The sequence below is a fragment of the Methylotuvimicrobium alcaliphilum 20Z genome, from assembly GCF_000968535.2.
Taxonomy (GTDB): Bacteria; Pseudomonadota; Gammaproteobacteria; order Methylococcales; family Methylomonadaceae; genus Methylotuvimicrobium; species Methylotuvimicrobium alcaliphilum.
Genome location: NC_016112.1, coordinates 2848483 through 2864336, shown reverse-complemented (window position 1 = coordinate 2864336; position 15854 = coordinate 2848483). Strand labels below are relative to the sequence as shown.

Annotated in this window: 14 protein-coding genes; 12 read left to right on the top strand and 2 right to left on the bottom strand. The window is 46.1% G+C overall.

From position 1 onward, the window contains the following. Positions 1-39 precede the first annotated feature (39 nt). The 7 genes from rpsA (at position 40) to MEALZ_RS12165 (ending at position 7944) form a co-directional block, all read left to right on the top strand. On the top strand, positions 40-1701 hold the full coding sequence (gene rpsA, locus MEALZ_RS12195; RefSeq protein ID WP_014148947.1) for a 30S ribosomal protein S1: 1662 nt from the start codon (positions 40-42) through the stop codon (positions 1699-1701). A gap of 66 nt (positions 1702-1767) precedes the next feature. Then, positions 1768-2073 (top strand): integration host factor subunit beta, encoded by a 306-nt coding sequence (locus MEALZ_RS12190; protein WP_014148946.1) that lies wholly within the window; start codon positions 1768-1770, stop codon positions 2071-2073. 89 nt (positions 2074-2162) lie between these two features. Further along, the gene (locus MEALZ_RS12185) at positions 2163-2408 is read left to right on the top strand and encodes a lipopolysaccharide assembly protein LapA domain-containing protein (protein WP_014148945.1); all 246 of its coding nucleotides are present in this window, start codon (positions 2163-2165) and stop codon (positions 2406-2408) included. A gap of 832 nt (positions 2409-3240) precedes the next feature. Further along, entirely contained in the window at positions 3241-3474 is a 234-nt protein-coding gene (locus MEALZ_RS12180; protein ID WP_014148944.1) for a FeoA family protein, read from the top strand. Beyond that, a complete protein-coding gene (gene feoB / locus MEALZ_RS12175) occupies positions 3474-5798 on the top strand; it encodes a Fe(2+) transporter permease subunit FeoB (protein ID WP_014148943.1) in 2325 nt (774 codons plus the stop codon). Before MEALZ_RS12180 ends, feoB begins: the two co-directional genes overlap by 1 nt. Continuing rightward, positions 5779-6000: a FeoC-like transcriptional regulator gene (locus MEALZ_RS12170; protein WP_014148942.1), complete on the top strand. Its 222-nt coding sequence runs from the start codon at positions 5779-5781 to the stop codon at positions 5998-6000. The genes feoB and MEALZ_RS12170 overlap by 20 nt, the downstream gene beginning before the upstream one ends. Positions 6001-6279: 279 nt before the next feature. After that, entirely contained in the window at positions 6280-7944 is a 1665-nt protein-coding gene (locus tag MEALZ_RS12165) for an ATP-binding protein (RefSeq protein WP_014148941.1), read from the top strand. Positions 7945-8187: 243 nt separating this feature from the next. Here MEALZ_RS12165 and MEALZ_RS12160 read toward each other — a convergent pair whose 3' ends face one another. Continuing rightward, positions 8188-8724: a putative metalloprotease CJM1_0395 family protein gene (locus tag MEALZ_RS12160; RefSeq protein ID WP_014148940.1), complete on the bottom strand. Its 537-nt coding sequence runs from the start codon at positions 8722-8724 to the stop codon at positions 8188-8190. A 266-nt stretch (positions 8725-8990) separates the two neighbouring features. Continuing rightward, complete coding sequence (locus MEALZ_RS12155; protein ID WP_014148939.1) at positions 8991-10127, bottom strand: fused response regulator/phosphatase; 1137 nt, start codon at positions 10125-10127, stop codon at positions 8991-8993. A 202-nt stretch (positions 10128-10329) separates the two neighbouring features. Between MEALZ_RS12155 and trkA the strand changes: the two genes are divergently transcribed. The 5 genes from trkA (at position 10330) to MEALZ_RS12130 (ending at position 15804) form a co-directional block, all read left to right on the top strand. Next, a complete protein-coding gene (trkA, locus tag MEALZ_RS12150) occupies positions 10330-11697 on the top strand; it encodes a Trk system potassium transporter TrkA (RefSeq protein WP_014148938.1) in 1368 nt (455 codons plus the stop codon). An 11-nt stretch (positions 11698-11708) separates the two neighbouring features. Further along, on the top strand, positions 11709-13163 hold the full coding sequence (locus MEALZ_RS12145) for a TrkH family potassium uptake protein (RefSeq protein WP_014148937.1): 1455 nt from the start codon (positions 11709-11711) through the stop codon (positions 13161-13163). A 34-nt stretch (positions 13164-13197) separates the two neighbouring features. Beyond that, positions 13198-13512, top strand: a complete 315-nt coding sequence (locus tag MEALZ_RS12140; protein ID WP_017840250.1) for a hypothetical protein — start codon at positions 13198-13200, stop codon at positions 13510-13512. Between the two features lie 263 nt (positions 13513-13775). Next, on the top strand, positions 13776-14429 hold the full coding sequence (locus MEALZ_RS12135) for a potassium channel family protein (RefSeq protein WP_014148936.1): 654 nt from the start codon (positions 13776-13778) through the stop codon (positions 14427-14429). 70 nt (positions 14430-14499) lie between these two features. After that, positions 14500-15804 (top strand): TrkH family potassium uptake protein, encoded by a 1305-nt coding sequence (locus tag MEALZ_RS12130; RefSeq protein WP_223842300.1) that lies wholly within the window; start codon positions 14500-14502, stop codon positions 15802-15804. Positions 15805-15854: the final 50 nt, after the last annotated feature.

Genomic DNA, 15854 nt, shown 5'->3' with positions numbered 1-15854 from the left:
GCTTGTGCCTATTTACAACAAGCTTGGGAAAGAAGAACAATGAGCGAAAGCTTTGCTGAATTATTTGAAGAAAGTTTAGCCAAGACGGAAATGCGTCCTGGTGCAATGTTAATGGGTACCGTTGTCGATATCGAAAATGAATTCGTGATCGTCAGTACCCAAGCCAAATCAGAGGGTGTGATCCCTAAATGGCAGTTTTTGAATGCCGATGGCGATTTGGAAGTAGAAGTCGGCGATGAAATCGAAGTCGCTCTCGATTTATTTGAAGACGGCCTGGGTGCCACTCTTCTTTCCCGCGATAAAGCCAAGAAAAACAAAGCTTGGATCGAACTGGAACAGGCCTTTGAAAATGAAGAAACCATTACCGGTCGTATTACCGGCAAGGTTCGCGGCGGCTTTACCGTTTCCGTAGGCGCGTTGAGAGCGTTCCTGCCAGGCTCATTAGTCGATGTTCGTCCTATTAGAGATACGACTTTTCTAGAAAATCGCGACCTGGAATTCAAGGTTATTAAAATCGACCAAAAACGTAACAATGTCGTATTGTCGCGTCGTGCAGTCGTTGAAAAAGAATACAGCGAAGAAAGAGAAGAACTACTCAAATCTCTGCATGATGGTGCCGAAGTTACCGGTATCGTCAAAAACTTGACCGATTACGGCGCATTTATCGATCTGGGCGGCATCGATGGTTTGTTGCATATCACCGATATGGCGTGGCGCCGTGTTCGTCACCCTTCCGAGTGTGTCGAAATAGGCCAAGAGGTCAAAGTCAAGGTTCTGAAGTTCGATAAAGAGAAAAACCGCGTTTCGTTGGGCATGAAACAATTGGGTGAAGATCCATGGCAAAATATTGCTCGTCGCTACCCGGCCGGTACTCGCGTATTCGGTAAAGTCAATAATCTGACCGATTACGGTTGCTTCATCGAAATCGAAGAGGGCGTTGAAGGTTTGGTGCATGTTTCCGAAATGGATTGGACCAACAAAAACGTCAACCCTTCCAAAGTCGTGCAATTGGGCGATGAAGTCGAAGTCATGGTATTGGAAATCGACGAAGAGCGTCGCCGCATTTCGTTGGGTATGAAGCAATGCCAAACTAATCCATGGGATGAATTTGCCGCGACTCATAACAAAGGCGACAAAATCTCCGGAAAAATCAAATCGATCACCGATTTCGGTATTTTCATCGGACTGGATGGGGGTATTGACGGTTTGGTTCATATGTCCGATATTTCCTGGACCGACGATACTGAAGCAGTCGCGCGCGATTACAAGAAAGGCGATGAGGTAGAAACTGTTATTTTGGCAGTCGACGCCGAGCGGGAACGTATTTCCCTGGGCATTAAGCAACTTGAGCAAGACCCGTTCCAAAACTACCTGGCACTGCATGAAAAAGGCAGTCTGGTTAACGGAACGATTAAAGAAGTCGATGCGAAGGGCGCTGTCATCACATTAGCCGATAATGTCGAAGGTTATCTGCGTGCTTCCGAGATTCAACGGGATCGCGTTGAAGATGCTCGGACTTTACTGAAAGAAGGCGAGCAAATCGAAGCGAAATTTATCGGTGTCGATAAAAAGAGCAAATCGATTTCCTTGTCGATTAAGGCAAAGGATCAGGATGAAGAATCCGAAGCGCTCAAAGACTATACTCAACAGCCTGCAGGTACGCCTACCTTGGGCGATATCTTCAAGCAAATGGAAAAGTAAAGTCATGCAGACGGGTGCGCATTAGTGCGCACCCTTTTGATTTTATTCATTTTCGCAGGATAGAATGTGACAAAATCGGAATTAATAGAAGCACTCGCAAAACATCAACCGCATCTTGCTTTAAAAGATGTCGAGTTGGCGGTCAAATGCATCATCGAACAGATGAGTCAGTCGTTGTCTTCCAATGAAAGAATAGAAATCAGAGGGTTTGGCAGTTTTTCGTTGCGTGAACGTGAAGCTAGAATGGGACGCAATCCAAAAACCGGTGAATCGGTGGCCTTACCCAAAAAATATGTACCCCACTTTAAACCTGGTAAGGAGCTTCGAGACAGGGTCGATATGTCTCGTGAAAATTGCAAAATAACGGATTAATTGCCGTTTCGTTAGTTTGCTATACCAGTGTTTAATAATGCAGGCAATGACAGTTATATCCCCCCAGTCAACGTAACAATTGGACAATAATGAAATTTCTTTCGATCGTTATTTTCATCAGTATTTTCATTGTTGCGTTGATCTTTTCCATTCTGAATTTTCATTCAGTTCAAATTAATTTTTATTTCTTTACTATTTCGATGCCGCTCACTTTGGCTTTAACGTTAGAGTTGCTGGCGGGTATTATCATTGGCGTATTGGTTTCCGGTATTAGTTCGTTTAAATGGAAAAGCCAATATGCAAAATTAATGAAGAAAATCGAAAAAGGACAATAGCCTAAACCCAGGCTATTCAACCATAAAATACTTAGAATTCATGCTGAATTTTAGTCGTTTACAATAATGTTCATGAAGGCCAGGCAATCGCCCCGGCAAATGAAAGTGCGGGGCGTGGCGGAGGGTGCGGTCACTCGCCCGACAGGACGCCGTAAACCCAGCACCTAAATTCCATAGATTATTGGCCATGATAGATAAATAGATAATTTAGGTGCTGGGTAAATACGTCCGTGTAGGCTCGACGGCGGCTTTCCCTGCCGCCGACGCCTGTCGATCGAGCAACCGCACCCTTCTCGGTACCATAAGTATCTACATATCTTTATCTTTTAAAATCATGTTGTTATAAAGTTTCTTCTGGTTTTTTATGAAGACAGGGACTAAAAATTGAAGTTTTTAGTCTACTTTTTTATCCTAGATTACAGAAAAATTAACTTAACTAATTGTTTTATAAAGCTGAAAACTTGTGTAGATACCTATGCCTCGGTACCGGCATTTGTACAGCTGTCTTTTGCATATCGAAAAATTAGATAAGGAATGCAAAACTGCGAACTTTCACAGTAAGAATCCGTTAATCTGCGACGGACTCTCAAGCACGATAAATAGATTCTATTCTAATAATCAAGCGAAGCGTTGTCGTATTGAGTTTTCGTTCATTCACAAATAGCTCAAAACAAGGCGCCTATTGCGATTGAGCCAACAGTTTAAAACTTCTCGGTTAAAGCCTCGACAACCATCGTTTGACGTTAAGTCTAGTTATGATATAGTTCATTTAATGAGAATCATTATTACTTATTATATTGTTTTGGGTATCCAAGACTAAGAGGCTAAGCAAATGAACTTAAGTTTAAAAAACCTCATCGTTGGCGATTGCGGCCGCATTACCGGCTTCGATAAATCTGCAAAGGCCTACCGAAAACGTTTGTTGGCGATGGGTTTGACGCCCGGCACGCAGTTTTGCGTGACGCGCTTTGCTCCAATGGGGGATCCTGTCGAGATAAAGCTACGTGGTTTTTCATTGACATTACGCAAGGATGAAGCTTCCGTCTTATTGATCGAGAAAATTTAATGGCAATCGACTTTACGATAGGCGTCGTCGGTAATCCGAATTGCGGTAAAACGACGCTGTTTAATATTTTGACCGGCTCTAAACAGCATGTAGGTAATTGGCCGGGTGTGACCGTCGAAAAGAAAACCGGCGAATATCGATTCGATCATAAAATCGTCCGTGTGGTCGATTTGCCCGGTACTTACTCCCTGGAAGCTGCCGATGACGATGTTTCTCTCGATGAGAAAGTGGCCAGAGACTATGTTGCGGCTAGGGAAGCGGATTTGATCATTAATATCGTCGATGCGTCTAACATCGAGCGCAATCTTTATTTGACCTCCCAGCTCCTGGAAATGCGAGTGCCGATGATGATCGCATTGAACATGATCGATGCCGCTCGACTAAAAGGCGTGGCGATCGATGTCGATGAGTTTTCCAATCTATTGGGTTGCCCGGTTGTGCCAATCAGTGCATCGACCGGAGAAGGAATAAGTCATTTAAAGGAAGTCATTAATCGTGCCGCGCAGGATAAGCCCGTTCCGAGTCTCGATATTCCTTATGCGCCGGCTTTAGAACAAGCTATCGACAAGTTATCGCCGTTATTGCAACCGCTGGCCGAACAGCACCGTTGCGACCGGCGTTGGTTGACTGTTCGTTTGCTCGAAGACGATACTTTAGCCAAACAAATTGCCGGTCATGAACTCAAAGGGACTGTTGCGGCTCTGCAACGACAAATAGAAACCGAAGCTGATGACGAGATCGATATTCTCGCGGCAGACGCTCGTTACGGATTCGTTAATTCATTGACTCAGCGTTGCGTGATCCATACTCAACAATTAAATCGGCATACTACCGAGCGAATTGATGCCTTGGTGTTGAATCGCTTTTTAGGCATACCGATTTTTTTGCTGGTGATGTATATGATGTTCATGTTCACGATTAATATCGGTAGCGCTTTCATAGATTTTTTTGAACAAGTGACCGGAGCATTTTTTGTCGATGGCTTAGCGTTTGTATTAAATCAAATGAATTGGCCGGAGTGGTTAGTGGTTTTAATCGCTCAAGGCGCGGGCGGAGGGGTGCAAGTCGTCGCGACGTTTATTCCTATTGTCGGGTTTCTATTTTTGGTGTTGTCCGCTTTGGAGGATTCAGGCTACATGGCGCGTGCCGCCTTCGTGATGGACCGTTTTATGCGGATGATCGGTTTGCCGGGAAAATCTTTCGTGCCGATGATCGTCGGTTTCGGTTGTAACGTACCTGCAATCATGGCGACCAGAACGCTGGAAAATCAACGTGATCGTATTCTAACCAATATGATGAACCCGTTCATGTCCTGCGGTGCTCGGTTGCCGGTTTATGCTTTGTTCGCAGCGGCTTTTTTCCCGGTCGGCGGACAAAATTTAGTGTTCGGATTGTATTTGATCGGCATTGCGGTGGCGGTTTTTACCGGCCTGATTATGCGCCATACCTTATTCAAGGGCGAGGTCACGCCATTTATCATGGAACTGCCTGCTTATCATATTCCGCGTCTGCGGAGTGTTTTACTTAGAACTTGGGATCGACTCAAAACTTTCATTTTCAATGCCGGTAAGGTGATTGTGCCGATGGTATTGGTTTTGAACTTTCTCAATGCGATGGGTACGGACGGTAGTTTCGGTCGTGAAAACAGCGATCAATCGGTACTAAGCGAAATAGGTCGTGGTTTGACGCCGGTATTCAAACCCATGGGCATAGAGAAAGACAATTGGCCTGCCACGGTCGGTATTTTTACCGGCGTGTTGGCTAAAGAGGCCGTAGTCGGTACTTTGAATGCTCTTTACAGCCAAATGGCGTTCGATGGCGAAGAGGCTGACGATCAAGGTTTCGATTTGGTCGCAACCCTGAGTGAGGCGGTGAAGACGATTCCTGAAAACTTACTGAGTGTCGCCGGTAATCTGTTGGATCCATTGGGACTCGACATTGAAACGGCGGTCGATGAGCAAGAAGTCGATACAGGAACTTACGGGGCAATGCGAGTCAGTTTCGACGGTCAAGCCGGGGCTTTCGCTTACCTATTATTCATTTTATTGTATGCGCCTTGCGTTGCGGCGACGGCGGCGATCTATCGAGAAACTAATCTGGGCTGGACATTGTTTGTCGTCTTTTGGACGACCGGTATTGCCTATATGACCGCAACATTTTTCTATCAATTATCGACCTTTAGCGATCATCCGAGTTATTCGTTGACATGGTTGATTGGGCTAAGTCTTTTCTTTTTATTGGTGTTGTTAGTGTTGCGCTTATCCGGGCGAAACTACAGCAATCCCGTTCAACAGGAGAAAACCGGTGATACTGTCCGATCTTAGAAACTATATCAAGCAAAGGCATAAAGTGGCGATGGTGGATTTAGTCAATCATTTCGATATGGATGCCGATGCGATTAGAGGCATGTTAGGTAAATGGATCAGTAAAGGAAAAATTAAATCGTCATCGCCGAATGGGTCGTGCGGGACCAGTTGCTGTAAATGCGACCCGGCATTGACCGAATTTTATGAATGGGTTGATTAAAAAAGGTGAAAGGTGAAAGGTGAAAGGTGAAAGGTGAAAGGTGAATCCGCTGTTTCCCAAGCTCCAGCTTGGGAAACCGGTACGTGAAGCTCTAGCTTCGCGAAGTAAGGAAGGTGGGCGCTATTTTTCACGTAAAACACGATCGGATTAAATTCTTATCGTTTGACAGCATACTTTTTCTCCAAATTTGAAATGACCGCCAAAAAACTTTCTAACGAAGTTTAAAATTTAAATTTCGTCTAGAATGCTTAATATCTTTGAATTGATAGGAAGCATATAATGTCCGAGCAACCCTTAAATAGTATTCTAATCGGCTATCTTTCCGAAGTGCGCGGAGATGGCATGGAGGCCAGAATAGCCGAACAGCATTCTTCCGACTTGCCGATTATTCGAATTGGTAACGAAGAAATCCTTGCCGGTCATATTGGTTCGTATGTCGTTATAAGGCAAGGAACAATTGGCGTTCTGGCTTTGGTTTTTAAAATGTGGGAGCGCGATCGTTTCGATTCGGTCGGGATACGCAAGGCGGATCGTTTTATTTCGTTGATTCCGGTCGGGGAAATCCAGGAAAACGGCAGCTTCGTTCGAGGCGTTAGACATTATCCGACGCCCGGTGCGAAAGTTTACGCTGTCGGCTTAAGCGAAATTAACGCTATTTTTTCTGCCTTTAGGGAGTACGAATTTTTTATCGGCCAATTGGCATCGCATAAGGAATATCATCTCAGTCTCGATCCTCGCGCCTTGTTCGGGCGTCACTTCGCGATCATCGGGCAATCCGGTTCGGGTAAGTCCTGGACCGTCACTAGCCTGATTCAACATACCATCAAGGCCATGCCGAAAGCGCATTTGATTATGTTGGATTTACACGGGGAATATTGTTGGAAGGACGATAATGGCACAATTCAATCTGCCTTTCCTAGCGACATGGTCAACTATGTCGATGCGATGGATATGGAGATGCCTTATTGGATGATGAGTTATGCAGAGCTGGTCGATCTCTTTATCGATCGCAACGATAACGGCGCTTCGATGCAGATGGCATTCATGCGTGAAATCTTGCAACAACTCAAGCGGAAGGAAGCAAAGGAAATCGGTTTAGGCGTGGTTTCGATCGATACGCCGATCTATTTTTCGCTGGCCGAATTGTATATGCAGTTCAAAAATGCCAATGAAGAGCGTAAGGATTTCGGTAAAAGCAAGGGTGCTTTATTTGGTCAATTTGACGAATTTTTAGTCAGAATGCAGAGTCGATTCAACGATGTGCGTTACGATTTTTTATTAAAGCCGAAAAAACGCAATACTTCTGCCGGCATGGCCGATTTACTGCGGCAGTTCATAGGATTGGGCGATAACAAGGCCAATATTACCGTTGTCGATCTGAGTTCGGTGCCGACCGATGTTCGGCCGGCGGTTTCCGCACAAGTGGGCCGGTTGGCCTATGAATTCAATTATTGGAATCCGAGACGCCGGGAATTTCCGATTACGCTGATTTGCGAAGAGGCTCATGCTTATATCCCGCGTGAGAAAGGCGGTCAGTTCGAAGGAACAAAAAGGATGATGGAGCGTATCGCAAAAGAAGGGCGAAAATACGGCGTTTCGATCGGGGTCATTAGCCAAAGGCCGACCGAGTTATCGGAAACGATGTTGGCCCAATGCAGTTCGTTTTTCTGTCTGAGAACCACTAACCCGGACGATCAAGCTTATATACGCGGATTGGTTCCGGAAGCCGAAGGCGACTTGACCGATATTTTAACCTCGCTCGGAAGAGGTGAGGCGTTAGTGCTGGGTGAGGCTGCGCCGTTGCCGACGCGCGTGCAGATCTATCGCCCTAATCCCGAGCCGAAAAGTAATGACGTGGATTATTATACGGGTTGGCGTGAAGGCCCTGACGATTTGGATGTGGATCAAATTGTGCAGTTATGGCGCACTCAAACCCGAAAATAATGTCTTCTTTTACTCTCTAGGTGAATTTTGGCCCACACCTGCGTTTAACCTAAAAAATGCAGTTGAGAGCCTCAAACTACCGTTCGCGCTGAGCCCTTCGGCTGCGCTCAGGAGAGCCTCTCGTCGAAGGATGGGCGGTAGTTTGAGGCTTCACCTGGCCGGTGAAAGTGTTGTAGACCGTTCGTGCTGAGCCGAGTCGAAGCATGAACGGTCTACAACACATGCCAACTGTTCTTTTCTGGTTTAAACGGCGATATCGATGGCGGTGCCAAACTTAGGGTCGGCGTTTTCCTGCGTTTGTTTGAGAAGTTCAATTCTGGCATCGCTTGCCATTCTGGCGGCGTTGGCTGCCACACTGAAATCTTGAGAGGATGGTTGCGCCGGAGCAAGTGCCGCTCTGCGAATAGATTCGGCTTTTCTCTGCGTTGCCTCCGGATCGCCGGGGACCGGGGAGGTGTCGATTTGGACTTCGCCGCCGATGGCGTAGCGGTTTCCGTCGGGACCGGTTTGATAGGAAAAGCTTGCGCCGCTGACGGCAATGCCTGCGGCCGCATTTAGATGCGCTTGCTCATGAGCCCTGACTTCGGCGTCCCGGGCCTTTAATGCCTCGATTTGACGCTGTTCCTCGATAGAAAATTGCGCATCATCCGCAAGGCTTGTGTCTCGTCCTTGGATTTGAGTGTCGTTTTCGTCAGCGCTAGGATTTTGTTCGGCAGCTACCGTATTTCGAAAATTAAATCCTACAAAAGCGGGTTGAATGCTGGTTAAGTCCGACAGCATAAGCTCACCTTTTGCCAATGTTTCATTCGTTTGCCTGCACGGTTCGATAGGGGTTTAAAATTCCGCTTATCGGTTAGGATTTCGTGAAAAATAACTTCCTGGAGCTATGAGTTTTGTAGCGGGTTCGGTAACTCGCTTGACAGGACGCCGTGAATACGTCCGTGTAGGCTTGACGGCGGCTTTCCCTGCCGCCGACACCTGCCAATCGAGCTACCGAACCTGCTTACCTTGCATTAAAAATAGGGAGGTTATTTATGCCCAAATCCTTAACGGCATTGAATAGATAGACAAGAAATATCATCGTGAATTTCATTTTTTTGCATGTAATCGGATAATTGGGCTTGAATGGCTTGTATCCGTTCTCTCGATGTGGATTGCTTTAAGGTTTTCAGCAGCCAATCATGGCCGGAACATTCGGAGAGAGGGTCTTCAATGTCGACGAGTCCGTCGGAATAGAAAAATAATTCGCACGCTTGCTGCCATTGCCAGATTTCTGTGCCATCGTCAAATTCGTCATTGTCCAGTACGCCGGCGAATGTATGTTGCGATTTGAAAGCACGGATAGGAATGCCTTGAAGATCCAGAGCCCATTGGTCGGGTAAGCCCCCGTTCCATATTTCAATCCATTGGTTACGGTTATCGACCATGCCTAGGGCTAATGCCACGAAATGCCCGGCTGGTAATTCTTTTTTTAGGCGATTGTTGATTTCTCTGGCAATGCAAGAAACCAATAATCTTTTTTTCGTCATCCCTTGAAAGACTTGGTTGACGATGATGGTCGGCAGCGCGGCAGCGAGTCCGTGTCCGGTCGAATCGGCCAACATAAAATAGAGACGGTCGGGGCTGATACGTTTAACGCAAACTAAATCGCCGCTAAAACGTCTGGCTGGCAGTAGCCAATAATTCAACTGCGGGTCTTGTAAGTCGTTTTGATGAATCAAACGATCGAAGATCGTCTGCGCGAAACGCTGTTCGACTTCATTTTGGTCTTGGTAAGCTTGGAGTTGGCGCTTTCCTTCAATGATGCTGTTTTGCATCTCGATCGACCGTTCGATACTTGTTAGCTTCGCATAGAGAATCGCTGGATTGATGGGCTTGGGCAAATAATCGTCGGCGCCGGCCTCAAGGCCTTTGACGACATTATCCTCGCCGTCGACAGCGCTCAAAATAAGAATCGGAACCCATTTATCGATATTCAAGGCTCTGATTTTGGCGGTCGCTTCAAAGCCATCCATGACCGGCATCATGATATCCATCAGTACTAAGTCCGGCTGTTCGTGATTGAATTGTTCGATGGCTTCGAGTCCGTTTTCGGCAAATAGGATTTGATGCGCTTTTCGCGATAATAGCTTAAACAGCATCAATCTGTTTTGCTCTATGTCGTCTACGACCAATATTTTCATGGCTTGATGTGATTCGTGTGAGTTGAACTATTGTGACGCAATTGTCAATAATAGTTGCGCGTTATAAAACCGGCAAGAAAATAAGGAATCTAAGGCTCGAAGCAGACCGGTAATTGCTATAAAATGAGCGGGTTTACCTTGATGTTGCGGTTTAATTCGAGCTTGCCATGAACTAGCTCAACTATGACGACTTTATGATTTAATGAAAATACTCATTTTAGGCGCCGGCGTGACCGGCTCGTCCGTTGCCAGTGCTTTGGCAAGCGAAGAAAACGATATTGTTGTAATCGATAGAAAACCGGAATTATTAGCGGCGTTGAAGGAACGCTACGATATTGCCACGGTAGCCGGTAATGCGGCCCATCCCAGTATATTAGAGATGGCCGGTGTCCGCGATACCGATATCGTCATCGCGGTAACCGACCGGGATGAAACCAATATGCTGGCTTGCCAGATCATCAACACTTTATATAGTAAGCCAAAAACGATCGCTCGGGTAAGAGCTATCGATTTTCTTAAGCATCCCGAATTATTCAATCCTTATGGTATCGCGATCGATATCGTGATCAGTCCCGAACAGATTGTGATGGAAGCGATTCATAATTTAATCAAGTTCCCGGGTGTTTTACATATTTCTTCATTTGCGGATGGACTGGTAAGGCTCTTTTCGATCAAGGCCGTGCCCGAGGGTTTTTTAACCGGCAAAAAAATCAAGGCGCTCAAACAAAAACTCGCTAATGGAAAGATTCGAGTCGTGGCGATATTCAGACAGGGCGAGTCATTGGAGGTTAATGGCGAGGCCGATATTCTCGAAGGCGACGAAGTTTTTTTCGTTTCTCCGCGGCATAAAATCCGCAAAGTATTGACCGAACTTCATACCTTGGAAGAACCGGTCAAAACGATCATGATTGCCGGCGGCGGCCACATAGGCAAACGCTTGGCGATGGCGCTGGAGCATAATCACCAGGTTAAGGTTATTGAGCATGACCCGGTACGGGTTAAGAAAATTGCCAACGAACTCGAAAATACTGTGGTACTACAGGGCGACTGTACCGAGGAAACGTTACTCGTCGATGAGCTAATTGCCAAGACCGATTTGTTTTGCGCAGTTACTAATAACGACGGCGTCAATATTATTGCCGCCGCCTTGGCAAAAAAACTGGGAGTCAAAAAAACGATTTGTTTGCTCAATCATGGCTCGTATATCAAGTTATTGACGGGCAGTGAAATCGATGTCGTGGTTCAACCGAATCAGGAAACCTTAGGGCATATACTCAAACATGTTCGCAAAGGCGATGTCGCCAGGGTAAGCTCTTTATGCGGCGGGAGCGCCGAAGCTATCGAGGCAATAGCGCATAAGGACGAAGACGGCCGCTCATTATCGGTCGTGGGGCTTAGAGTCGATGAAGTGAAACTTCCCGAAGGTGTCGTGCTGGGCGCCTTGATTCGAAATAAAGAAGTCGTTCCGATTCATCACGATACGGTTTTCGAAGAGAACGATCATATCGTGATGTTCGCGCTGGATAAGAAACTCGTTAAAAATATTGAAAGTTATTTTCAGCGCATTTAACGGACTATCATATGCAAGCTAAAGTCGTTTTAAGAAGCATCGGACTGATGTTGATGATGTTCAGCACCACACTGTTCCTGCCGTTGTTGGTTTCTTATATTTACCAGGATCAAGCCGAATCATTGTTTTGGCAAAGTTTTTTGATCCTATTGACTGCGGGTGCCGTGCTTTGGTTTCCATTCCGTAATGAAAAGCGTCAACTCTATCATCGCGACGGTTTTTTGATCGTCGCTTTATTTTGGATGATTCTGGGGACGATGGGGGCCGTGCCGTTTATTTTAGGCGATACGCCTAGTTTATCGATTACCGATGCCGTGTTCGAATCGGTTTCGGGTTTCACGACGACCGGCGCGACCATTCTCGAAGGTTTGGACGATATGCCGAAATCGATTTTGTTTTATCGGCAATTATTGCAATGGTTCGGCGGGATGGGCGTTATCGTGTTGGCGTTGGCGGTTTTGCCGGTATTGGGCATCGGTGGCATGCAGTTGTTTCGGGCCGAAGTTCCGGGGCCTGTCAAAGATAGTAAGTTGACGCCACGTATAGCCGGGACCGCTAAGGCGCTTTGGGTGATCTATTTAGGGATTACGATAATCTGTGCGATCGCTTATCGAATTGCCGGTATGGATTGGTTCGATGCGATCGGGCATTCATTTTCGACGGCGGCTAATGGCGGTTATTCGACGCATGATGACAGCATCGGCTTTTTCAAAAATCCGGCGATAGAAATCGTCGCGATTTTTTTTATGGCCGTATCCGGTATGAATTTCGCTTTACATTTCGCTGCATTGCAAAGCGCGTCGTTGAAAGTTTATCTATTGGATAGCGAGGCGCGTACCTATTTGCTACTGATGATTTTATCGGGGTCAGTGGTCGGAGGAATTTTGTATTATGAAGGCATCTCTGATTTTTCGTTGTTCGATGCGATGCGGCATGGCATGTTTCAAATCGTCTCGTTTATGACCACAGCCGGATTTTCCACGACCGATTTTTATAACTGGCCAGGGCCGGTACCGGTAATGCTGGTGTTTATCGGTTTTGTCGGCGGCTGTGCGGGTTCGACGGCTGGAGGCTTGAAAGTCATACGCGTAATGTTGCTTTATAAACAAGGTGACCGAGAAATTCAACGCTTGATTCATCCGAATGCCCGTATTCCCGTTAAGGTTGGCAAGGAGGTGCAGCAAGAACGCATTATCGAGGCGGTTTGGGGTTTTTTCGGTTTATATGTCGTATCCTTCGTAGTGATTATGCTATTGATGATGGCCGGAGGGCTCGATCAAGTGACGGCATTTTCGGCTGTCGCGGCCTGTATCAATAACGTCGGCCCAGGCTTGGGGGATGTTGCGACAAGTTTTAGAACAGTAAGCGACCCGGTCAAGTGGTTGGCTTGTTTTGCGATGCTGCTGGGTCGCTTGGAAATATTTACGATTTTGGTATTGCTTTCGCCGAAATACTGGCGATACTAGACGGGTAAATAGCTACAAAATTAGGGTTAAGTTTATGAATAACCGAAGCGAAATTGAGCATATTCAGAGGGAATTCGCGAATGCGTGCAAGCAATACGAGCAATTGCGGCATGTATCTGTGCAGGGTAATCTCAGTACGAAAATGGCCTTTGATCAATGCGCGCCGGTATTGAACTCTAAGAAACAAAATACTGAACGGTTTTTGACAAAATTGACTACGAAAGAACCGGAATTAGACGAATATAATCTGCAAAGCGCCAGAAAAACCTTACAGGAATTCATTGTTGCATTGCGAGATTCCGAAATTAAAATCCGAAATGCACGTACCATGCCGCCGTTCCTGTATTAATTTCAGTAAAGCGCAGGCTTTCCAATGAGGCTTAATGCGAATCATAAAATGCTGTAAAAGGCGCCGAATCGCTTAGCAAATAAGGCTCTCATAGAACCTGCGTGAAACCGGTGCCCCGGCTTCTAACACGCGAAAGAAACGGGATCGTTGCTGATTGTCAATAGAGCAGCAATATTACTGTTGATAAAATTTCGCTTTAGGTAATCAGTCGCGCTTTCATTTTTTTACGATCGAACGAATTTAAGTTCATTTGAGGAGAACCTATGGCTCAGTATGCAATCATTGGTTTGGGCCGTTTTGGCATGACGCTGGCTTTGCAATTGGCGAAGATGGGTAATGATGTGATCGGTGTCGATAACGAAAGAAAGGTTATCGAACGAGTGGCGAATTCCCTTAGTCATGCCATGATCGCCGATGTAACGGATGAAGGGGTCTTAAAAGAGTTGAGTTTGGATTACTATGATGCCGTGGTGGTCGCAATCGGCGAGGACATGCAGGCCAGTTTGATTTGCGTGGTCCATTTAAAAAACCTGGGTATTAAGAATATTTGGGTTAAAGCCACGACAGAAGAACATCACCTTATTTTGAAAAGCTTGAACGTAAGCCGAATTATTCACCCGGAAGAGGAAATGGGGATAAGGACGGCACGAGCGCTTCATTATCCGATGGTACGGGAGTACATGACTTTGGGTGACAGGCAGTATGTGGTTGAAATTCCTGCTGTTGAAAAACTCTCAGGCTCATCGTTGGCGGACTTGCTATCAGAGGTAAAAAACCAGGTATTTTGTCTTTTGATCAAGCGGCGCGAGAAATTATATCCTTCCCCTCACGAACAATTTGTTATCGAATGCGGCGATGTGCTGATTTTGGCGGGAGACAGGCCGTCATTGACAAAGTTGGTGCCGAGGTTAATGTAATTCGATGCGTACTAAGCTCACATTGCAGCGTCATTTTAAAAAACACCGGTTAAAATTTTCTCACGCTGTTTTGAAAGCCAGTCCCCCCGCAATTCTGGTTGCGGGTTATCTGGGATTAATCACTGCGGGCACTCTTTTGCTCAAACTTGAGATCGCGACCAATAAAGCGATTGGTTGGCTTGATGCGCTGTTTACTGCGACGTCGGCCGTTACAGTAACCGGTCTTGTCGTGCTTGATACCGGCACCGATTTTAGCTTGTTCGGACAAATCATCATTGCCTTGCTCATTCAGTCCGGCGGATTAGGGTTTATGACGTTTTCCATTTTGACAGCGATGAATCTCGGAAAAAGAATTGGGATCAAGCATCAACTCCTTGCACTTGAAGCGCTGAACCAAACAAGTATGAACAAAATTTGGGAAGTTGCTGTTGCGGTAATTTATTTTGCGTTTGTCATTGAAGCGGTAGGATTAATTTTACTGACCGTATTATGGAGTACCGATTATGGATGGGTTAAGGCGCTTTACGAGGCTTTTTTTTATACAGTCTCAGCCTTCAACAATGCGGGCTTTGCCCTGTCTGCAGACAGCTTGACGCGTTATGTCGATAATATTCCGGTCAACCTGGTTGTTAGTGGGCTGTTTATTACTGGAGGGCTCGGCTTCGTCGTATTATTGGATTTGTGGCAGATCCGGGGTTGGAAAAAACTGCAAATATACAGTAAAGCCATGATCGGCGGCACTCTGATGATTAATCTGGTATCTTGGTTAATGGTTTGGTTATTCGAGCGGCACAATCCCGCTACGATTGGAAATTTTCACTTATCCAGTCAATTAATCGCTTCATGGTTTCAGGCGGTTACACCTCGCACAGCAGGATTTAACGCGTTGCCGATCGAATCGCTAAGCGACTCGACTACCTTGCTGACTTTATTGCTGATGTTTGTCGGGGGCGGATCCTTGAGTACCGCAAGCGGCATTAAATTAGGTACCTTTATTGTCATTTTTATGGCGATCTATGCTTTTCTAGGAAGGCGGGACGAAGTGACATTAATGCAGCGGTCAATTTCCCAGAATATTGTCATGAAGGCTTTTGCGATTACGCTGATTTCCATCGTCTTGGTATTCATCGGGACGCTTTTATTATCGGTGTCGGAGCAAGCGCCGCTGGTGGATGTCTTATTCGAAGTCGTTTCCGCCTTAGGCACGGTAGGTTTATCGAGAGGGCTTACCGGCGAATTATCGGTGACCGGCCAATGGATCATTATGATTCTAATGTTTGTAGGGCGTTTAGGCCCATTGACTTTTGTATATGTCATAGCGACGCCCAGGCCAAGACGGATAAACTACCCTAGTTTAGATATCCAAGTAGGTTAAGCATAGCTGAAATTTTTCTGGTTCCACGCTAGAGCGGTGGGAACGAGGAA